The sequence below is a fragment of the Streptomyces sp. NPDC058198 genome (assembly GCF_042882605.1).
In the GTDB taxonomy this organism is placed as follows: Bacteria; Actinomycetota; Actinomycetes; order Streptomycetales; family Streptomycetaceae; genus Streptomyces.
The window spans coordinates 1,235,236-1,255,856 of the sequence record NZ_JBHVVP010000001.1; the positions used below are offsets into that span (position 1 = coordinate 1,235,236).

17 protein-coding genes are annotated in these 20,621 nt (G+C 70.3%); 8 read left to right on the plus strand and 9 right to left on the minus strand.

Translation table 11 applies throughout. The features are described 5' to 3' along the window. Window positions 1-12: 12 nt before the first annotated feature. The 7 genes from ACFVWW_RS05475 to ACFVWW_RS05505 form a co-directional block, all read right to left on the minus strand. Window positions 13-1,083, minus strand: a complete 1,071-nt coding sequence (locus ACFVWW_RS05475) for an ABC transporter permease (protein WP_384181416.1) — start codon at window positions 1,081-1,083, stop codon at window positions 13-15. Next, a complete protein-coding gene (locus ACFVWW_RS05480) occupies window positions 1,080-2,615 on the minus strand; it encodes a sugar ABC transporter ATP-binding protein (RefSeq protein WP_384181414.1) in 1,536 nt (511 codons plus the stop codon). The genes ACFVWW_RS05475 and ACFVWW_RS05480 overlap by 4 nt, the downstream gene beginning before the upstream one ends. Window positions 2,616-2,899: 284 nt before the next feature. Beyond that, window positions 2,900-4,081, minus strand: coding sequence for an ROK family protein (locus ACFVWW_RS05485; protein WP_384181412.1), 1,182 nt, complete (start codon window positions 4,079-4,081; stop codon window positions 2,900-2,902). 345 nt (window positions 4,082-4,426) lie between these two features. Beyond that, a complete protein-coding gene (locus tag ACFVWW_RS05490) occupies window positions 4,427-5,104 on the minus strand; it encodes a GntR family transcriptional regulator (protein WP_384181410.1) in 678 nt (225 codons plus the stop codon). Window positions 5,105-5,197: 93 nt separating this feature from the next. Beyond that, window positions 5,198-6,145, minus strand: a complete 948-nt coding sequence (locus ACFVWW_RS05495; RefSeq protein WP_384336887.1) for a beta-ketoacyl-ACP synthase III — start codon at window positions 6,143-6,145, stop codon at window positions 5,198-5,200. A gap of 114 nt (window positions 6,146-6,259) precedes the next feature. Further along, window positions 6,260-6,406, minus strand: a complete 147-nt coding sequence (locus ACFVWW_RS05500) for a hypothetical protein (RefSeq protein ID WP_384336889.1) — start codon at window positions 6,404-6,406, stop codon at window positions 6,260-6,262. Then, window positions 6,369-7,730 (minus strand): OFA family MFS transporter, encoded by a 1,362-nt coding sequence (locus ACFVWW_RS05505; protein ID WP_386876071.1) that lies wholly within the window; start codon window positions 7,728-7,730, stop codon window positions 6,369-6,371. Before ACFVWW_RS05505 ends, ACFVWW_RS05500 begins: the two co-directional genes overlap by 38 nt. Window positions 7,731-7,914: 184 nt before the next feature. On the opposite strand from ACFVWW_RS05505, the gene ACFVWW_RS05510 reads away from it, so the two are divergent. The 7 genes from ACFVWW_RS05510 (at window position 7,915) to ACFVWW_RS05540 (ending at window position 18,072) form a co-directional block, all read left to right on the plus strand. Then, window positions 7,915-8,892, plus strand: a complete 978-nt coding sequence (locus tag ACFVWW_RS05510) for a 2-dehydropantoate 2-reductase (protein ID WP_384181404.1) — start codon at window positions 7,915-7,917, stop codon at window positions 8,890-8,892. Between the two features lie 116 nt (window positions 8,893-9,008). Further along, entirely contained in the window at window positions 9,009-10,934 is a 1,926-nt protein-coding gene (locus tag ACFVWW_RS05515; RefSeq protein ID WP_384181402.1) for a molybdopterin oxidoreductase family protein, read from the plus strand. Window positions 10,935-10,940: 6 nt separating this feature from the next. Next, window positions 10,941-12,821: an NAD(P)H-dependent oxidoreductase subunit E gene (locus ACFVWW_RS05520; RefSeq protein ID WP_386876073.1), complete on the plus strand. Its 1,881-nt coding sequence runs from the start codon at window positions 10,941-10,943 to the stop codon at window positions 12,819-12,821. Next, window positions 12,818-13,675 (plus strand): 2Fe-2S iron-sulfur cluster-binding protein, encoded by an 858-nt coding sequence (locus ACFVWW_RS05525; protein ID WP_384181398.1) that lies wholly within the window; start codon window positions 12,818-12,820, stop codon window positions 13,673-13,675. Before ACFVWW_RS05520 ends, ACFVWW_RS05525 begins: the two co-directional genes overlap by 4 nt. A 24-nt stretch (window positions 13,676-13,699) precedes the next feature. Further along, window positions 13,700-14,539 carry a formate dehydrogenase accessory sulfurtransferase FdhD gene (fdhD, locus tag ACFVWW_RS05530; protein ID WP_384336893.1) on the plus strand — a complete coding sequence of 280 codons (840 nt, stop codon included), beginning with the start codon at window positions 13,700-13,702 and terminating at the stop codon, window positions 14,537-14,539. 799 nt (window positions 14,540-15,338) lie between these two features. Further along, the gene (locus tag ACFVWW_RS05535) at window positions 15,339-17,138 is read left to right on the plus strand and encodes an AMP-dependent synthetase/ligase (RefSeq protein ID WP_386876075.1); all 1,800 of its coding nucleotides are present in this window, start codon (window positions 15,339-15,341) and stop codon (window positions 17,136-17,138) included. 103 nt (window positions 17,139-17,241) lie between these two features. Next, window positions 17,242-18,072, plus strand: a complete 831-nt coding sequence (locus tag ACFVWW_RS05540; RefSeq protein WP_384181392.1) for an aldo/keto reductase — start codon at window positions 17,242-17,244, stop codon at window positions 18,070-18,072. A gap of 96 nt (window positions 18,073-18,168) precedes the next feature. On the opposite strand, the gene ACFVWW_RS05545 is transcribed toward ACFVWW_RS05540, so the two are convergent. Together ACFVWW_RS05545 and ACFVWW_RS05550 are read right to left on the minus strand one after the other, a co-directional pair. Continuing rightward, window positions 18,169-19,170: an AraC family transcriptional regulator gene (locus tag ACFVWW_RS05545; protein WP_386876077.1), complete on the minus strand. Its 1,002-nt coding sequence runs from the start codon at window positions 19,168-19,170 to the stop codon at window positions 18,169-18,171. 47 nt (window positions 19,171-19,217) lie between these two features. Continuing rightward, a complete protein-coding gene (locus ACFVWW_RS05550; RefSeq protein ID WP_386876079.1) occupies window positions 19,218-19,523 on the minus strand; it encodes a 4a-hydroxytetrahydrobiopterin dehydratase in 306 nt (101 codons plus the stop codon). A 146-nt stretch (window positions 19,524-19,669) separates the two neighbouring features. Here ACFVWW_RS05550 and ACFVWW_RS05555 point away from each other — a divergent pair, with 146 nt between their 5' ends. Further along, a complete protein-coding gene (locus ACFVWW_RS05555; protein WP_386876080.1) occupies window positions 19,670-20,497 on the plus strand; it encodes a helix-turn-helix domain-containing protein in 828 nt (275 codons plus the stop codon). Window positions 20,498-20,621: the final 124 nt, after the last annotated feature.

Genomic DNA, 20,621 nt, shown 5'->3' on the forward strand with positions numbered 1-20,621 from the left:
CGGGCTACGAGGTCAGCCCTCGCCGTTGCGCGCCGTGCGGCGCTGGACCAGTACGGCGGCGACGATGATCGCGCCCTTGGCGATCTGCTGGACGTCGCTCTGCAGGTTGTTGAGCGCGAAGATGTTGGTGATGGTGGTGAAGATCAGGACACCGAGTACGGAGCCGACGATCGTGCCGCGACCACCGCTGAGCAGGGTGCCGCCGATGATCGCCGCCGCGATGGCGTCGAGCTCGTACAGGTTTCCGTTCGTGTTCTGTCCGGAGCCGGAGAGCACGATCAGCATGAAGGCGGCGATACCGCAGCACAGACCGGAGAACAGGTACAGATACAGCCGCTGCCTGCGGACGTCGATACCGGCGAGCCGGGTCGCCTCCGCGTTGCCGCCGACCGCGATCGTGCGGCGGCCGAAGGTCGTACGGTTCAGCAGCAGCCAGCCGACCACCGTCACCACCGCGAAGATGATGACGAGCGGCGGGATCCCGAGGATGTACGACTCACGGGCACCGAGGTCGAGCACCGACTTCAGGGTGACGATCTGCGTGCTGCCGTCGGTGATCAGGAGGGCCAGACCACGGGCGGACGCCATGATCGCGAGGGTCGCGATGAAGGGCGCCATGCCGCCGTACGCGATCAGCACACCGTTGACCAGACCACAGGCCAGACCCACGATGATCGCGGTGAACAGGATGCCGGCGAAGCCGTACTCCTGGGTCGCCAGCGTCGTCGCCCACACCGAGGCCAGGGCCACGATCGCGCCGACCGACAGGTCGATGCCGCCGCTGGTGATGACGAACGTCATACCGACGGTGACCACACCGATGATCGACGCCTGGGTGAGGACCAGCTGGAGGTTGTTGGTGTCCAGGAACTGTTCGGGCTTGGTGATACCGCCGACGACGATCAGGGCGGCGAGCACGCCGAGCAGCGAGAGGGTACGGAAATCGAGACGCAGCCCGAGCGGCGGCCGGCCCCCGGAACCTCCCGGCGTCTTTCCGGCGGGCTCGGTCCGCGGTACGGATACGGCGTCGGCGGGTGCGGCGTCGGGCCCGCCCTGCCGTGCCTCGGAGGCAGGCTGTTTCATGGCGTCGGACTCCCGTCCATCACAAGGTCGAGTACACGGTGCTCGTCCAGCTCCTGGGCCGGTGACGTATGGACGACACGGCCCTCCCGGAGCACCAGCACCCGGTCGGCGAGGCCAAGGACCTCGGGGACCTCACTGGAGACGAGAAGTACGGCGAGGCCGTCGTCGGCCAGCCGGCGGATCACGGAGTAGAGCTCGGCTCGGGCGCCGACATCCACACCGCGGGTGGGTTCGTCGAGGAGCAGCACCCGGCAGCCGCGCAGCAGCCAGCGGGCCAGGACCGCCTTCTGCTGGTTGCCGCCGGACAGGGTGCGGATGATCGCGTCGGGGTTGTCGGGGCGCAGGGAGAGTTCCTGGGTCGCGGCCCTGGCGGCCTTGCGCTCGGCGGCGCTGTCGAGCCAGCCGCCGCGGGAGAACCGGGACAGCGACGACACCGACACGTTGCGGGTGACCGACTCGATGAGCAGCAGGCCCTGGGCCTTGCGCTCCTCGGGTGCGAGGCCGAGTCCGGCGCCTACGGCGGCGCGGACGCTGCCGGGCTTCAGCTCCTTGCCGTCGACCAGCACCCGGCCCGCGCTGGGCTTGCGGGCCCCGTAGATCGTCTCCAGGATCTCGGAGCGTCCCGAGCCGACGAGCCCCGCGAGGCCGACGATCTCGCCGGGCCGCAGTTCGAGGTCGACCGGGGCGAACTCCCCGTCCCTGGCGAGCCCTTCGACCCGCAGTACGGGCTCGGCGCGCGGGGCGCCGTCCGCCGTGGCGGGCCGCTCGGGGAAGACGTACTCGACGTTCCGGCCGGTCATCAGCGCGACGACCTCGCTCGTCGGGGTCTCCTTCGCGGGCAGGGCGACCGCCACGGTCCGCCCGTCCTTGATGACGGTGACGCGGTCGCCGATGCGCCGGATCTCCTCCAGCCGGTGGGAGATGTAGATGACGGCCACACCGTCGGCGGTGAGTGTGGCGACGGTACGGAAGAGGTTGTCGACCTCGTCGGGGTCGAGGGCCGCGGACGGCTCGTCCATCACGATGAGACGTACGTCGTGGGAGAGGGCGCGGGCCATGGACACGATCTGCTGCTGGGCGGCGGAGAGCGAGCCGACGGGCCGGTGTGCCTGGATCTCGGGGTGGCCGAGCCGCTTGAGCAGCGCGGTCGCCCGGGTCCTGGCCTCGCGGCCCCTGACCACGAAGCCGGCGGTGGTCGGCTCGTGCCCGAGGAAGACGTTCTCGGCGACCGACAGGCCCTCGACGAGGTCGAGTTCCTGGTAGATGGTCGCGATGCCGAGCCGCATGGCGGCGATGGGCGACTTGAGGGTGACCTCTTCGCCGCGCCAGATGATCACACCGTCGTCGGGCTGGTGGGCCCCGGCGAGCACCTTGATGAGGGTGGACTTGCCGGCGCCGTTCTGGCCGAGCAGGCAGTGGACCTCGCCTGCCTCGACCTCCAGGTCCACGCCGTCGAGGGCGCGGACGCCCGGGAACGACTTGGTGATGCCGGACATGGTGAGCAGAAGACTGTCGGGTGGTGCGGGTGCCATGGCGTATCCCCTCGGCGGATGCGGCCGTTGAGCGGGCAGGGCAGAACAAGGGAAGGGGTGGAACTGAGGCAGGGCGGGACCAGGTGCGGCGGAGCTGTCGTACGGATGCGGTGATGCGGTCGTACGGGTGCGGTGAAGCGGCTCGTGCAGGTGGTGCGGCTCGTGCGGATGGTGCGGCTCGTGCAGGTGGTGCGGGTGGTGCGGCTCGTGCGGGTACTGCGTCTCGTGCGGGCGGTGCGGGGTGGTGCGGTGGTGTCTGGTGGTGCGGTGGTGCGCTACCGGCGTCAGGCCGGTGAGAACAGGTGGTCGCTGATGAGCCGGGCGGCGCCGGTAACTCCGGCGGCCGGGCCCAACTCGCCCAGGACGATGGGGAGATTGCCGGTGGCCAGCGGCAGTGACTGCCGGTAGACCTGGGTACGGATGCTGGCCAGCAGCGTGTGGCCGAGGCCGGTCACCCCGCCGCCGATCACCACGAGACCCGGGTTGAAGAAGCTGACGAGTCCGGCGATGACCTGCCCGACCCGGTTTCCGCCGTCGCGGATGAGATCCAGCGAGGTGGGGTCACCCGCGGCCGCGGCCGCGGCGACATCCACCGCGCTCAGCCGGCCGGGCGTCGCCAGCCGGGCGGCCAGCTCGGGCGAGCGTCCGCTGCGGGCCGCGTCGTCGGCGTCGCGGGCGAGCGCGGCGCCGCTGAAGTAGGCCTCCAGACAGCCCCTGTTGCCACAGGCGCAGGCGCGGCCGTCCGATTCGACCTGGATATGGCCGATGTCGCCGGCGCTGCCGGTCGTCCCGCGGTAGACCTCGCCACCGACGACGATGCCGCAGCCGATACCGGTACCGATCTTCACGCAGAGGAAGTCGCCCACGGAGCGTGCGACGCCCGCGTGCTGCTCCCCCATCGCCATCAGGTTCACGTCGTTGTCGACCATGACCGGGCAGCCGAGCTCCTGGCTGAGCGCCTCCCGTACGGGGAAGCCGTCCCAGCCCGGCATGATCGGCGGCGCGACCGGGACACCCTCGGGGAACCGGACAGGACCGGGCACCCCTATCCCGGCTCCGTCGAACTCGTCGGCGAGCCCGGAGACCTTGAGCTTGGCCGCCATGGCGAGCACCTGCTCGAAGACGGCGACCGGACCTTCGCGGACGTCCATGGGGTGGTTGAGGTGCCCCAGTACTTCCAGCTCCGCGTTGGTCACGGCCACATCGATGGAGGTGGCGCCGATGTCGACACCGAGGAAGCGCAGGGCGGGCGCCAGCCGGATGTTGTGGGAGCGGCGTCCGCCGCGCGAGGCGGCGAGTCCGTCGGCGACCACGAGTCCGGTCTCCAGCAGCCGGTCGACCTCCACGGCGAGCTTGGAGCGGGAGAGATCGACCTGATCGCCCAGCTGCGCACGGGAGTTGGGGCCGCCGTCGCGCAACAGCCTGAGCAGTCGCGCCTGGTGCGCGTTCGCGGGTCGTGCGGTCATGCGTCTCACGCGCCCTCCCCGCCTTCTCGGCTGTTTTCCTTCGGCTTTCGAGGGAACGTAGCAGCGCTTGACCGCAGTGGGAAGAAGTTGCGCGGGAATCTGCCCCAACTTTCTCCACGCCGAGGACAAAGCTGTTTCCAGGCATGGCTTTTGGGGTGGAATGTGCCTACTGTCCGGCTGAAGGGAAACGGACGGCATTCGGCCACGGCGGCGGCTCCACCCGGGCACACCGGGGGTCCACACACCGCGGCCCGCACCGCCGGCCCCGCGGGGGGGCACCGGAGGGCAGCGGTGCGCCTTCCGGGTGGGGCCGGGGAGCGGGCCGGTGGGTCTCGACGGTCCCGGTCAGGACCGTTCGCGCTGGTGATAGGTGGTGCGGGTGTGCTCGGTGTGCCCCTTCATGACCTCGGTCGCGCGCCGCTCGTCCCGCGCGGAGATGGCGGCGATCAGCTCCCGGTGCTCGATCCAGGACTGCTTGCCGCGCTGCCGGGCGACCGGGGTGTAGTACCAGCGGACCCGGCGGTCCACCTGGGCGGCCAATTCGGCCAGCACGATATTGCCCGCCAGCTCCATGACCTTGGCATGGAAGGCGGCGTTGGTGGCGACGGTCAGATCCACGTCGTCGTCCGCCACCGACTGCTCGCCCCTGGCACACAGCTCCTCCAGGGCGGCGATCCCCGCCGTACCGGAGTTGGCCGCGGCCAGCCGGGCGGCCTCCGCCTCCAGGAGCGTACGGACCGACAGCAGCTGGTCCGCCTCGTCCTCGGTGGGTTCATGGACGAACGCGCCCTGGGCCGGGCGCAGATCGACCCAGCCCTCGGTGTTGAGGCGCTGGAGCGCCTCGCGCACCGGCTGCCGGGACACCCCCAGATGACCCGCGAGCTCGCTCTCGACCAGATGCTGGCCCGGCTGCAGCGCCCGGGTCGTGATCAGTTCGAGCAGCGCCTCGTACACACGCTCGCGCAGTGGACCCGGTCGTTCGAGCTTGGGCACGGCTCCCTGCGCCAGTTTTGCAGACAACATCGCGGTCCCCCTCGTGGCCGACAGTGCCAATGACTGTAGCGATCAGATCAAGACATTGGCTATCGTCTACAGTCTACCGGGAGGCCGCACGGTTCACGGGCAGCGGATGACCTGACCGGCGTAGGAGAGGTTTCCCCCGAACCCGAAGAGCAGGGCCGGTGCCCCGGACTCCACTTCGCCGCGGTCCACCAGCTTGGACAGCGCCATCGGAATCGACGCGGCGGACGTGTTGCCGGAGTCCACCACATCGCGGGCGATCACCGCGTTGATGGCGCCGATCTTCTGGGCGACGGGCTCGATGATCCGCAGATTCGCCTGGTGCAGCACGACCGCGGCCAGCTCCTCGGGGGTGACCCCGGCCCGTTCGCAGACCTTGCGCGCGATGGGCGGCAACTGGGTGGTCGCCCAGCGGTAGACCGACTGGCCCTCCTGGGCGAACCGCGGCGGGGTGCCCTCGATCCGTACGGCGTGTCCCATCTCCGGCACCGAGCCCCAGAGCACCGGGCCGATGCCCGGCTCCTCGTCGGGACCGGTCGCCACGACGACCGCCGCGCCCGCGCCGTCGCCGAGGAGAACGCAGGTGGAGCGGTCGGTCCAGTCGGCGATGGCAGCCATCTTGTCGGCGCCGATGACCAGGACCCGGGACGCGGAGCCCGCCCGTACGGCGTGGTCGGCCGTGGCGAGCGCGTGGGTGAATCCCGCGCACACGACATTGAGGTCCATCACGGCGGGCGAGCCCATGGAGAGCCGGGCCGCGACCCGGGCCGCCGTGTTCGGCGAGCGGTCGATCGCGGTGGAGGTGGCCACCAGGACCAGATCGATGTCCCCCGGGGTGAGGCCGGCCGCGGCGAGCGCCTTGGCGCCCGCGTGCGCGGCCAGCTCGTCGACCGGCTCGTCCTCCCCCGCCACATGGCGGGTCTTGATCCCGACCCGGCTGCTGATCCACTCGTCGCTGGTGTCGACGATGGCCGCCAGGTCGTGGTTGGTGAGCACCTTGGCGGGCTGATAGTGCCCGAGCGCGGCGATACGAGTGCCGGTCATGCCCGGGACCCCCTCTGTTGTCGACGTCAGGAGTCCTCCAGTCTCGTCAGCGACTCACCCGTATGGGGACAGGAAAACCAACAGGATTCGCACGCGCCGCTTGGAGACTCCGCATCATCTGGTGAACAGTTGTGCGGCCTTGAGGACCAGCTCGTACACACCGTACGCGAGTGGGATGCCCACCCAAAGCCACGCGAAGACGATCAGACCGGTACGCCGGGACTCAGGCGGGGCGCTGCTGCTCGTTGGTGATGTGGTCATCGACTGCCTTCCTCGGGGCGGGGATGTGGTGGCGCGGGTTGACGGGCCTGACCAGCTCATTGGCGACAAAGCCGACGACCAGCAGGCCGATCATGATGGTGAACGAGAGTCCGTACAGCCCTGAGCCGCTCCGGCCCGCCTCCTCCTGGCCGTCCGCGACCCGGTTGACGATCAGGGGGCCGAGCACGCCGGCGGTGGACCACGCGGTGAGCAGCCGGCCGTGGATGGCACCGACCTGATAGGTGCCGAAGAGGTCCTTGAGGTAGGCCGGGATGGTGGCGAAGCCGCCTCCGTAGAAGGAGAGGATCACCAGCGCGCAGAGGACGAACAGCGGCTTGGAGGAGTCGCCGAACTGTGAGATCAGCAGATACATCAGGGCGCCGACGCCGAGGTAGACGCGGTAGACGTTCTTGCGGCCGATCAGGTCGGAGGTGGAGGACCAGCCGATCCGGCCCGCCATGTTGGCGGCGGAGAGCAGGGCGACGAAGCCGGCCGCCGCGGAGACGGAGACGGGGGTGTCCGTCTCCGCGAAGAAGTCGGTGATCATCGGGGCGGCCTTCTCCAGGATCCCGATGCCCGCGGTGACGTTCATGCACAGGACGACCCACAGGCACCAGAACTGCGGGGTGCGCACGGCCGACCTGGCCGAGACCTGGGCGGTGGAGACCAGCGAACCCGCCGGCGCCTCCGGCGCGTCGGGGGCCTTCGCCGGCCTGCCGGACGGCCGGGGGACGCGGACCAGCAGGACGCCGAGTGACATGAACACCGCGTACACCAGGCCGTGCACCAGGAAGGCGAGCGCGATGCCGTCGCTGCCGGTCCCGAACGACTCCAGCATCTGGGCGGACCACGGCGAGGCGATGAGCGCGCCGCCGCCGAAACCCATGATGGCGATGCCGGTGGCCATGCCCGGCCGGTCGGGGAACCACTTGATCAGCGTGGAGACGGGCGAGATGTAGCCGATGCCGAGACCGATCCCGCCGACGAAGCCGTAGCCGAGGACGATCAGCCAGTACTGCTCGGTCGCGGCGCCGAGCGCGGCGATCAGGAACCCGGAGGAGAAGCAGCACAGGGCGACGGTCATCGCCCAGCGCGGCCCGTTGCGTTCGACGAGTGTGCCGCCGAAGGCGGCCGAAAGGCCGAGCATCACGATGCCCAGCTGGAAGGGGAGCGCGCTCTCGGTGCCGGTGAGACCGAGCGCGGATTCGAGTGGGGGTTTGAACACGCTCCAGGCGTAGGCCTGGCCGATCGACAGGTGTACCGACAACGCGGCGGGGGGTACCAGCCAGCGGCTCCAGCCGGCGGGGGCGAGAGGTGGGGTCATGGTCGCGAACTCTAGGAACCGGTTGATCGGTTGGGAAGATCTACAACGGAGTTTGCCGACTGCATACCGAACAGGAGCCTTGTCGGCCAGAACTACATACTGTAGACAATATATCGTCGACACAGAGTGGGCATCAGGTGTGACCCTTCCTCGGTCCCCCTCAAACCGAACGGAGAGCCCCACGGTGAAAGTCGCAGTTGTCGGTGCCGGTGCGATCGGCGCCTATGTCGGAGCCGCTCTCGACCGAGCGGGCGCCGACGTCCATCTCATCGCCCGTGGACCGCATCTGGCGGCCATGAGGCAGCACGGAGTCCGGGTGTACAGCCCGCGCGGCGACTTCACCGCGCGGGTGCACGCCACCGACAGACCGGAGGACATCGGTCCGGTCGACTATGTGTTTCTGGGGCTGAAGGCGAACTCGTACGCGGCGTGCGGGCCGCTGATCACGCCTCTGTTCCAGGACAGTACGGCGGTCATCGCCGCCCAGAACGGCATCCCCTGGTGGTACTTCCACGGCCACGGCGGTCCGCACGACGGGCAGCGCGTCGAGAGCGTCGACCCGGGCGGCTCGGTCAGCGCCGTACTGCCGCCCGAGCGCGCGATCGGCTGCGTGGTCTACGCCGCGACGGAACTGGAGGGGCCGGGCATCGTCCGGCATCTCGAAGGGACCAGGTTCTCCATCGGGGAGCCCGACCGCTCGGTCTCCCCGCGCTGTCTGGAATTCAGCGATGCCATGCGGGCAGGTGGTCTCAAATGTCCCGTCGAGGCCGACTTGCGCAATGACATCTGGATCAAGCTCCTCGGCAATATCTCCTTCAACCCGATCAGCGCCCTCACCCGCGCGACCATGCGGGAGATGTGCCTGCACCGCTCCACCCGCCAGGTCATCGAGCTGATGATGGCGGAGACGCTCCAGGTCGCGGAGGCGCTGGGCTGCCGCCCCGACATCTCCATCGAGCGCCGGCTCGCCGGCGCGGAGCGGGTCGGCGACCACCGGACCTCCACTCTCCAGGACCTGGAGAAGGGCAAGCCGCTGGAGCTGGACGTGCTGCTCACGGCCGTCGTGGAACTCGCCGCGATCACCGGCGTGCCGGTGCCGACACTCCGCACGGTGGACGCGATCTCGGATCTGCTCGCCCGTGGCGTGGCCGCGGCGGCCTGATCCCGCCCTCCGAGGGGCGGGTACGCGTCATATCCCGTACACGGGGTTCCGCTGCGTACCCGCCTACAGAATACTGTATGCAATGAGCGCGTCATCACTCCCGAGGAGAGCGCAGCGTGAAAAAGCGAGACCGAACGCCGAAGACATATGCCCGCATCACGTATCCGATGGTGCGGGACGAGAAGGGCGGCCCGCTGCGGCGGGCGACCTGGGACGAGGCGCTGGACCGGGCAGCGGAGGGCCTGCGCGCCGCGCGCGGCGCGTTCGGGATGTTCTCCTGCGCCCGCGCCACCAATGAAATGAACTATGTGGCGCAGAAGTTCGCGCGGGTGGTGATGGGCACCAACAATGTGGACTCGTGCAACAGGACCTGTCACGCACCCAGTGTGGCCGGCCTCTCCGCGGTCTTCGGATCCGGCGGCGGCACCTCCTCGTACGAGGAGGTCGACCACACGGATCTGATCCTGATGTGGGGCTCCAACGCCCGCTTTGCCCACCCGATCTTCTTCCAGCATGTGCTGCGGGGCATCAGGAACGGCGCGCGGATGTACGCCGTCGACCCCCGCCGTACCTCGACCGCGGAATGGGCCGAGAGCTGGCTCGGGCTGAATGTCGGCACCGACATCCCGCTGGCCCACGCGGTCGGCCGCGAGATCATCCACGCGGGGCTGCACAACACCTCCTTCATCGAGCGGGCGACCACCGGTTTCGAGGAGTACGCCGCCGAGGTCGAGCCCTGGACGCTCGCCGTGGCCGAGAAGGTGACGGGTGTGCCGGCCGAGGCGATCCGCGGCCTCGCCCACGCCTACGCCCGCGCCGAACGGGCCCAGCTGTGCTGGACGCTGGGCATCACCGAGCACCACAACGGCACCGACAACGTACGGGCGCTGATCAACCTCTCGCTGCTCACCGGGCATGTCGGCCGGTACGGCTCCGGCGTGCAGCCGCTGCGCGGCCAGAACAATGTCCAGGGCGGCGGCGACATGGGGGCCATCCCCAACCGGCTGCCCGGCTTCCAGGACATCCTGGAGCCCGCCGTCCGGCGGAAGTTCGAGACCGCGTGGGACACCGTCATCCAGCCCCGGTACGGGATGACCCTTACCCGGATGTTCGAGGCGATGGAGTCCGGCGAGCTCAAAGCCGTCTACTGCATCGGCGAGAACCCCGCCCAGTCCGAGGCCGACAGCGAGCAGGCCGTCGAACGGATGAAGCAGCTCGACTGTCTCGTCGTGCAGGACATCTTCCTCACCAAGACCGCGGAACTCGCCGATGTGGTGCTGCCGGCCACCGCCGCGTGGTGCGAGACCGACGGCACCACCACCAACAGCGAGCGCCGGGTGCAGCGGGTGCGCAAGGCGATCGAGCCGCCCGGTGAGGCACGTGAGGACATCGACATCATCTGTGACCTGGCGGGCCGGCTCGGCCACGCCTGGAAGTACGCCGACGCGGAATCCGTCTGGAACGAGCTGCGTTCGGTCTCCCCCGACCACTTCGGCATGACGTACGAGCGGCTGGCGGAGCATCAGGGAATCCAGTGGCCCTGCCCCGAGACGGACAAGCTCGAACCCACCTATCTGCACGGCCGGCTCTGGGAGGCGGACCCCGCCAGGCGCGGCCCGCTCGCGCCGTTCGGCCTCGTCAAGCACGACCCGCCGGTCGACCTGACGGATGATCAATTCCCGATCAGGCTCACCACGGGACGCCGGCTGGACTCGTACAACACCGGTGTGCAGAGCGGGAGTTTCGCCTCCCCGCTGCGTCGCGGCGAGTATCTGGAGCTGTGCCCGGAGGACGCCGAGCGGTACGGCGTGTCGGTGGGCGAGGAGGTACGGATCAGCTCCCGGCGCGGAACGGTACAAGCGCCGGTCTGGGTCGATCCCGGGCTCCGTCCCGGGCTCGCCTTCATGACCATGCACTTCCCGGACGAGGTGGACACCAACCAGCTGACCATCGAGGCCAATTGCCCGATCGCGGGCACCGCCGAGTTCAAGGCGTCCGCGATCCGGATCGAGAAGCTGCCCGTGGCAGCCGTCAGGAGCTGAGACGCAGTGGACCTGCACTTCGGTGACAGCAAGCCGACCGACGAGGAACGGGCGGCGGTCGACGCGCTGCTCGGCCCCCCGACGTCGGCCTGGGAGGGCGCGGACGACCGTACGGACGCGGATCTGCGCTGGGCACGGGGCGGCCGCGAGGCACGCGAGCGGCGAGACCTGCTGTTGCCGGGGCTGCACGCGGTCAACGACCGGGTCGGCTGGATCAGCGAGGGCGCGCTGGACTACCTCTGCCGGCGGCTGACAGTGCCGCCGGCGGAGGCCTACGGCGTGGCCACGTTCTACGCGATGTTCGCCGTCAAGCCGCGCCCCGCGAAGGTGCTGCACGTCTGCACCGACCTGGCCTGCGCGAGCCGCGGCTCCACGGCGCTCTGCGCGGATCTGGAGGAACGCCTCGGGGCGGCGGGCTCGGCCTCGGGAGGCGTCGTATGGCAGGCGAGTCCCTGCCTGGGCCTGTGCGAGCGGGCCCCGGCGGCGCTGGTGATCCAGGCGGGCACGCCCGCCGACGCGGCCGGCGCGGCGGCGGAGCCGGCGTCGCGGCGGTACGCGACGGCCGTCATCGCGCCCGCGACCGCCGAGTCGCTCGTCCGCGCGGTGGCCGCTCCCGAGGAGGCGCCCGGGGAGCCGGGCGCCGTGATGGCCGTACCGCAGGCGGGGCAGCCGGGGCTGACCCTGCTCGGCCGTGTCGGGGTCGTCGACCCGTACAGCATCGACGACTACCGGGCGCACGGCGGCTACACCGCCCTGCGGCGGGCCTTCGACATCGGTCCCGCCGCGGTCATCCGGGAGGTCACGGACGCCGGCCTGGTCGGCCGCGGCGGGGCGGCGTTCCCCACCGGGCGCAAATGGCAGGCCACCGCCTCGCAGCCGGACCATCCGCACTATCTGGTCTGCAACGCCGACGAGTCGGAGCCCGGCACCTTCAAGGACCGGGTGATCATGGAGGGCGATCCGTACTCGCTGATCGAGGCGATGACCATCGCCGGGTACGCGGTCGGCGCGCGGCGGGGCTACCTCTATCTGCGCGGTGAGTACCCGCGCGCCCTGCGCCTGCTGCGGCACGCGATCGACCAGGCGCACGCCCGCGGACTGCTGGGGGACGACATCCTCGGCCAGGGGTACGCCTTCGACATCGAGATCCGGCGCGGCGCGGGCGCCTACATCTGCGGTGAGGAGACCGCGCTGTTCAACTCCATCGAGGGCTACCGCGGCGAGCCGCGCTCGAAGCCCCCGTTCCCGGTGGAGAAGGGCCTGTTCTCCAAGCCGACCGCCGAGAACAACGTCGAGACGCTGATCAACGTGCTGCCCATCCTGACGCGCGGCGCGCAGGCGTACGCGGCGATCGGCACCGGCGGGTCCACCGGACCCAAGCTGTTCTGTGTCTCGGGGAACGTCGAGCGCCCCGGTATCTACGAGCTGCCGTTCGGCGCGACCCTCGGCGAACTGCTCGATCTGGCCGGCCCGTCCGCCACCACGCGGGCGATCCTCCTGGGCGGCGCCGCGGGCGGCTTCGTACGGCCCGACGAGCGGGACATCCCGCTCACCTTCGAAGGGACCAGGGCGGCCGGTACGACCCTGGGATCCGGCGTGGTGCTGGTCCTCGACGACACCGTCGAGCTGCCGCGGATCCTGCTCCGCATCGCCGAATTCTTCCGCGACGAGTCCTGCGGGCAGTGCGTGCCCTGCCGGGTCGGCACCGTCCGGCAGGAGGAGGCGCTGCACCGGATCGTGGACCGTACCGGCGCCGCGGCCGCCGACGACATCACGTTGCTGCGCGAGGTCGGGCGAGCCATGAAGGACGCCTCGATCTGCGGTCTGGGACAGACCGCGTGGAACGCCATCGAGTCCGCCATCGACCGTCTGGGGGCCTACAAGTGACCGCCGTACCTCTGCAACCGCCCCGCCGCCTGATCGAGTTCACGCTCGACGGCCAGGAGACGCGGATCCCCGAGGGCGCCACCCTCCTCGACGCCTGCCGGGCGGCGGGCAAGGACATCCCGACCCTCTGCGAGGGCGACACGCTCACGCCGAAGAACGCCTGCCGGGTGTGTGTCGTCGAGGTCGAGGGCGCCCGTACCCTCGCGCCGGCCTGCTCGCGCCGCGCCGAGGCGGGCATGGACGTCCGTACGGACACCGAGCGCGCCCGGCACAGCCGGAAGATCGTCCTCGAACTCCTCGCCTCCTCGACGGATCTCTCGACCACCCCGAGGGCCGCCGAGTGGATCAAGGAGTACGAGGCCGAGCCGGCCCGCTTCGGCCCGGACGCGGCCCGGCTGAACGAAGAGCCCAAGATCGACAACGATCTCTATGTCCGCGATTACGACAAGTGCATCCAGTGCTACAAGTGCGTGGACGCGTGCGGCGAGCAGTGGCAGAACTCCTTCGCGATCTCCGTGGCGGGCCGCGGCTTCGACGCCCGTATCTCCACCGAGCACGACGCGCCGCTCACCGATTCGGCCTGTGTCTACTGCGGCAACTGCATCGAGGTCTGCCCGACCGGGGCGCTCAGCTTCAAGTCGGAGTTCGACATGCGCGAGGCGGGCACCTGGGACGAGTCGGTCCAGACGGAGACCACCACGATCTGCGCGTACTGCGGTGTTGGCTGCAATCTGACCCTGCACGTACAGGAGAATGAGATCGTGAAGGTCACCTCGCCGCACGACAACCCGGTGACCCACGGCAACCTCTGCATCAAGGGCCGCTTCGGCTTCCAGCACGTACAGCAGCGCTGATCGACACGAGTAGGACTGATCACCATGGGACGGGTCACCGAGCGCCGCCGCACCATCCGCATCAGGGACGGATCCGTCACGACCCGGCCCGACACCCTGGTCGCCGAAGAACCCCTGGAAATCCGGTTGAACGGCAAGCCGCTCGCCATCACGATGCGCACCCCGGGCGACGATTTCGCGCTCGCGGCGGGCTTCCTGGTGAGCGAGGGCGTGCTCGCGGCGGCCGCCGATGTGCGGTCCATCGTGTACTGCGCCGGCGCGAAGGACGACGGCTCCAACACGTACAACGTGGTCGACGTACAGCTCGCGCCCGGCGTGCCCGTCCCGGACATCACGCTGGAGCGCAACGTCTACACGACCTCCTCGTGCGGCCTGTGCGGCAAGGCCAGCCTGGACGCCGTACGGACCACCGCCCGTTTCCCGATCAACGACACTCCCCCGGTCCGGGTCGAGCCCGCACTGCTCTCCAGCCTCCCCGACCGGCTGCGGGCGGCACAACAGGTCTTCGAACGGACCGGGGGGCTGCACGCGGCCGCCCTGTTCTCCGAGGACGGCGAGATGCTGGACATCCGGGAGGACGTCGGCCGCCACAACGCGGTCGACAAACTGGTCGGCCGCGCGCTGCGACAAGACCTCCTGCCGCTCTCCCGGGCGATCCTGCTGGTCTCGGGCCGCGCCTCCTTCGAACTGGCACAGAAAGCCGTGATGGCGGGCATTCCCGTCCTGGCAGCAGTGTCGGCACCGTCGTCGCTCGCCGTCGACCTCGCCGCGGAAACAGGGCTGACGCTGGTCGGCTTTCTCCGCGGCCCCTCCATGAACGTGTACGCGGGCGATGAGCGGATCGCCCTGCACACCGGGGTCTGACTCGTCCCCGCTGCACGGGAAAAGGGCCCGGCCGACGGGGAGCGCCCCCTGCGTCGGCCGGGTTCCGCCTCCCCCTTTTTTGGGGCTCGGTTCGCCTCCGGGGCGCCTTATGCCCCTGTCGACAGTCGACCGTGCTCGGCCCCTCGTACCTCGGGGCCTGTGCGCGCTCTCCTTTTCGACAGCGGCGCGCCCCTTCGGCTCACTCGCCGGCGGTCGTGGAGACGGGCGGTCGTCACACGGGAGGAGCGGTCCTCCGGTCCACGGGCGCGCGCGTTCCCACCTTCCCCAGGCGGGGCCGGGCGGGCTGGTGGGCCACCGGCGGGAGGGGGGTGGGGGCGCAGGAGGTGTGTGTCCGGACGTAGAGCGTGATTTGTGGCGCACACCAAGCCGCACCCGACAAACGAGCCGCACGGCGCCGTAAATCATGCAGTCCGGACACACACCTCCGGAGCCCCCGCCCCCCGCACCACGACGAACGGCCCCGCACCCCGCACCCCAGCCGGACCGGCCCCCACCCCCGCCGGACGGCGACCCCGCAGGTACAGACCAAGATCCCTGGCCCGCGTGACAACGTCGTACGGGTTTGGTGGAGATTCCACCGCAACGAACCTACCCTGCGGTCAGAAGTGTGCCCGGCCCTCGCCGATCCGGTCTCGTTTCAGGCGCTGACCTGTGGTGATACGGCTCTGCTCCGGCGCCGCGCACACTCTCCCGCCGGGCCCCGCCGTGGGGTACCGTCACCGGCGCTGTGCGGAGCGCCACAAGGAGCAAGTCATTGCGCGAGTTCACCGTCCCCCCCTTGGCCGCTGCGCCCCCCGTCGGTGGGCTCGCGGACGCCGTGTTCGATCATGCCCTCGACGACCCGCGCCGTATCGCGCTCGGCCGTAAGGACGAGGAGGGCCGCTGGCGGGACGTGACCTCCGCCGTGTTCCGCGACGAGGTGCTCGGTCTGGCGAAGGGGCTGCTCGCGCACGGCGTGCGGTTCGGGGACCGGGTCGCGATCATGTCCCGTACCCGCTACGAGTGGACGCTCTTCGACTTCGCGATCTGGGCCGTCGGCGCCCAGTCCGTGCCCGTCTACCCGACCTCCTCCGCCGAGCAGGTCTACTGGATGCTGCACGACGCCGACGTCTCGGCCTGTGTGGTCGAGCACGAGGACCACGCCATGACCGTCGGCTCGGTGATCGACCGGCTGCCACGGCTCGGGCGGCTGTGGCAGCTGGACGCGGGCGCCGTCGACGAGCTGCTCGGTGCGGGCGCCGGCATCGACGACGACGTGGTGCACCGGCACAGGAAAGCGGTGACGCCCGACTCCGTGGCCACCGTCATCTACACCTCGGGCACCACCGGCCGCCCCAAGGGCTGTGTGCTCACCCACGCCCATTTCATGTTCGAGGCGGACACGGTGCTCAACCGCTGGGAGCCGGTCTTCCACACCAAGTCGGGTGACGAGGCGTCGACGCTGCTCTTCCTGCCGCTGGCGCATGTCTTCGGACGGATGGTCGAGATCGCGGCGGTCCGCGGCCGGGTGAAGCTGGGCCATCAGCCGGCCCTCCAGGCGAGCGCCCTGCTGCCCGATCTGGCCGCGTTCCGGCCGACGTTCATCCTGGCGGTGCCGTACATCTTCGAGAAGGTCTACAACGCCGCGCGGCGCAAGGCGGAGAAGGACGCCAAGGCCGGGCCCTTCGACAAGGCCGTCGAGGTGGCGGTGCGCTACGCGGAGGCGATGGAGCACCGGGCGTTCGGAGTCGGGCACGGGCCTTCCCCCGCGCTGCGCGTGCAGCACCAGTTCTTCGAGAAGGCCGTCTACAGCAAGGTCCGCGACGCGATGGGCGGCCGCGTACGGCATGCCATGTCCGGCGGCTCCGCGATGGACCGGCGGCTCGGGCTGTTCTTCGCGGGCGCGGGTGTCATCGTCTACGAGGGGTACGGGCTCACGGAGTCGTGCGCGGCGGCCACGGCCAACCCTCCGGAGCGCACCCGCTACGGCACGGTCGGGCAGCCGATCCCCGGCACCACCGTGCACATCGCGGAGGACGGCGAGGTGTGGCTGCGCGGCGGCCAGGTCTTCGCCGGCTATCTCAACGATCCGAAGGCCACCGACGGCGTCCTCCAGGACGGCTGGCTCGCGACCGGCGATCTGGGGGCGCTCGACGAGGACGGCTATCTGACCATCACCGGCCGGAAGAAGGAGATCCTGGTGACCTCCGGCGGCAAGAGCGTGTCTCCCGGGGCGCTGGAGGAGCGGGTACGGGCGCATCCGCTGGTGTCGCAGTGCATCGTGGTCGGCAACGACCGGCCGTACATCGCGGCGCTGGTCACCGTGGACCAGGAGGCCGTCGAACACTGGCTGTCCGTCCAGGGCAAGCCACGGCTCAAACCCGCCGAGCTGGTGCGGGATCCGGATCTGGAGATGGAGGTCAGGCGCGCGGTGGTGGCCGCCAACACGGCGGTGTCGCAGGCCGAGTCGATCCGTACGTTCCGGATCCTGGCGCATCCGTTCAGCGAGGAACACGGGCTGCTGACGCCGTCGCTGAAGCTCAAGCGCAAGGCGATCGAGGCCGCCTACGCCGTCGAGGTCGACGCGCTCTACCGTTGAGGCGGCACCGCCGGCGCCCGACGGACACGGTGGCGGGAATCCGTCCGCCCTCGTGATCGTTGTACGACGGAGAAGCAACCGACGACGTTAGGATCGACCGCCCGTGAGCAAGGTCCCCACCCTCACTCTCAACAACGGCATCGAAATGCCGCAGCTCGGCTTCGGTGTCTGGCAGGTGCCGGACGACGAGGCGGCACAGGCCGTCGGCACCGCGCTGGAGGCCGGCTACCGAAGCATCGACACCGCCGCCATCTACGGCAACGAAGAGGGCACGGGCAAGGCCATCGCCGCCTCAGGGACACCCCGTGAGGATCTCTTCATCACCACCAAGCTGTGGAACAGCGAGCAGGGGTACGACTCCACGCTGCGCGCCTTCGACACCTCGCTGAAGAAGCTCGGCCTGGACTATGTCGATCTCTATCTCATTCACTGGCCGATGCCGGAGGCCGGCACCTATGTCGACACGTACCGGGCGTTCGAGAAGATCCACGCGGACGGCCGGGCCAGGAGCATCGGTGTCTCCAACTTCCTTCCGGCGCACCTGGAGCGGCTGATCGGCGAGACCTCCGTGGTCCCGGCGGTCAACCAGATCGAGCTGCACCCGCAGCTCCAGCAGGGCGAGTCCCGTGCCTTCCACGCGGAGCGCTCCATCCTCACCGAGGCCTGGTCGCCGCTGGGCCAGGGCAAGGGTCTGCTGGAGGTCCCGACGGTGGTGGCCATCGCGCGGAAGCACGGGAAGACCCCGGCCCAGGTGGTGCTGCGCTGGCATCTCCAGCTGGGGAACGTGGTGATCCCCAAGTCCGTGACCCCGTCCCGGATCCGGGAGAACCTCGACGTGTTCGGCTTCGAGCTGGACGCCGACGACCTGGCGGCGTTCGCCGCGCTCGACGAGGGCAAGCGCATCGGCCCGGACCCGGCGACGGTCAACCGCTGACGCGAGCGGGACCGGCCGGTACGGAAGACCCGACCGGACACCGCGTCACCCGGCGCCGCCGGCCGACACCGGCCGGCGGCGCCGTCGTTGCCGGGGTTACGGCGAGCTCCGCTGCTGCTCCGGCACGGTGCCTGCCGCGGCGCCCGGTACCGCTCCGGTCGTCGCGCCGCCCGCCCGGTACTCCTGCGGACTGACGCCCCGTACCCGCTTGAAGGCCGCGCTGAGCGCGAACGAACCGCTGTAGCCGACCTTCCTGGCCACCGACTCGACCGTGGCGTCCGTTCCGCGCAGCAGATCGGCGGCGAGCGCGAGCCGCCAGCCGGTGAGGTATGCCATCGGGGGTTCCCCGACCAGCTCGGTGAAGCGGCGGGCGAGCCCGGCCCGCGATATTCCGCACGCGGCGGCGAGCGAGGCGACCGTCCAGGGACGGGCCGGGTCGTTCTGCAGCAGCCGCAGGGCGCCGCCGACCGTCGGGTCGGCCATGGCGCGGTACCAGCCGGGTGCCTCCGCGTCGGGGCGCGAGAACCACGCCCTGAGCACGGCGATCAGCATCAGGTCGAGCACCCGGTCGAGCACCACGCTCTGGCCGGGCTCGTCCCGGGAGATCTCGTCGTCGAGGACCGGCATCAGCGGACCGTTCCACGCGTCGGCGGGCAGCTGGAGCAGGGTGGGCAGCGCGTCGAGCAGCCGTCTGCTGACCTCGCCGTCCATCTGGTACGTACCGATCAGGACGGTCGTCCCGCCGTCCGGGGCGTTCCCCCAGGTCCGTACCCCCAGTCGCATGGACTGGGCGAGCGGTTCGCCCTCCAGGGTGTGGCAGACGCCGCCGGGGCCGATGAGCGCGCGGGGGCTGGTCTCGGGGCGGTCGGCGGTGATGTACGGCTCCGGGCCGCGGACGACCGCGACACCCCCGGGACGTAAGCACACCGGATCCCCGCCGCCGTCGGGGACGATCCAGGCCTCACCGCGGGTGACGCACATCAGGCAGAGCGGGGCGCGGTCCTCGATGCGGACGGACCATGGCGGCTCCATCACCATGCGCAGCAGAAAAGCCCCCCGGGCCCGCGGTCCGTCGAGGAGTCCGGCCAGTACGTCCATGGTCACCAGCGTAAATGCACCGGCGGGGGTGTTTGGCGCCGCACCGATCAGTTCGCGCCGTGTGCCGGGGCAATTTCCTCGACGCGTCGCGCGAGCGTGAAGTCCCGCTCGGTGACGGCGCCGCCCGCGTCATGCGTGTGCACGGCGAGGGAGACGGTGTTATAGCCGAGGGTCAGGTCGGAGTGGTGGTTCAGCTCCTCCTGGATCTGGGCGACATGGACGACCATGGCGGTCGCCGCGAAGTGGCTGCCGAGCCGGTACGAGCGGGTGATGCGCCCCTCCTTGAGGCTCCAGTCGGGAAGCTCCCGCAGCCGGTCCTCGGTCTCCTTCTGCGACAGCGCCTCGGTGGCCATGGGGGGCTCCTTCCGGGAACGGGCAGCGACCCGGCCGACGATACGTCGTCCTGCGCGCGCCCCGTGTCCGCCGTGCCGCGCGGGTCGGTTCCAGCGGATGTCCCGCGGTGTATGACCCTCCTCGGCCGTTGCATTACGGTCCTCGTATGGCAGCTCTCGCCCCGGACACGGCAGTCGGTCCCCTGTTGCGCGACTGGCGCCGGCAGCGCCGGGTCAGCCAGCTGGAGCTGGCCCTGCGGGCGGATTCGTCCGCCCGGCACATCAGCTTCATCGAGACGGGCCGGTCCCGCCCCAGCGAGGAGATGGTGCTGCGGCTCGCCGAGCATCTCGACGTTCCGGTGCGGGAGCGCAATGTCCTGCTGCTGGCGGCGGGTTACGCGCCCCGGTTCACCGAGACGGCGCTCGACGACCCGGCCATGGACGCCCTGCGCGAGGGCCTCGGTCAGCTGTTGCGGGGCTACGAGCCGTATCCGGCGGTGGTCGTCGACGGGACGTACACCGTGGTGGCCGCCAACCGGGGCATCGCCCTGCTGATGGAGGGGCTGCCCGAGAAGCTCCTCGCACCGCCCTTGAACGCGATGCGGATCACCCTTCATCCGGAGGGGCTCGCTCCGCGGATCCGCAATCTGCCGGAGTGGCGCGGGCATCTGCTGGAGCAGATGGGGCGTCAGCTCGCGCTCTCCCGCTCCCCGGCGCTGCGCGAGCTGTACGAGGAGGTGGCCGCCTATCCGCTGCCGGCCCCACGCCCCGGCGCGGCACGGACAGAGGCGGCGGCCCACGCGGACGGCCCTGCCGCGATGCCGGGTTTCGCGCTGCCGATGCGGATCGAGCACGACGGGCACGTGCTGTCCTTCGTGTCGTCCATCTCCACCTTCAACACGCCGATGGATGTGACGGTCGCCGAACTGGCCGTCGAGACCTTCCTCCCGGCGGATCCGGCGACGGTCAAGTATCTGACGTCGGTCCTTCCGTAGGCGTGGCGCTTGTCGTACGGTGCGGCGGCCGCCGGAGCGGGCTCCGGAAAACTGATCTCGGACAGCCGGACATGAGTGGGCGCGTTCAGGGCAGGAGCGCCCTTTGTAGGGTCCGCTGCGCTGG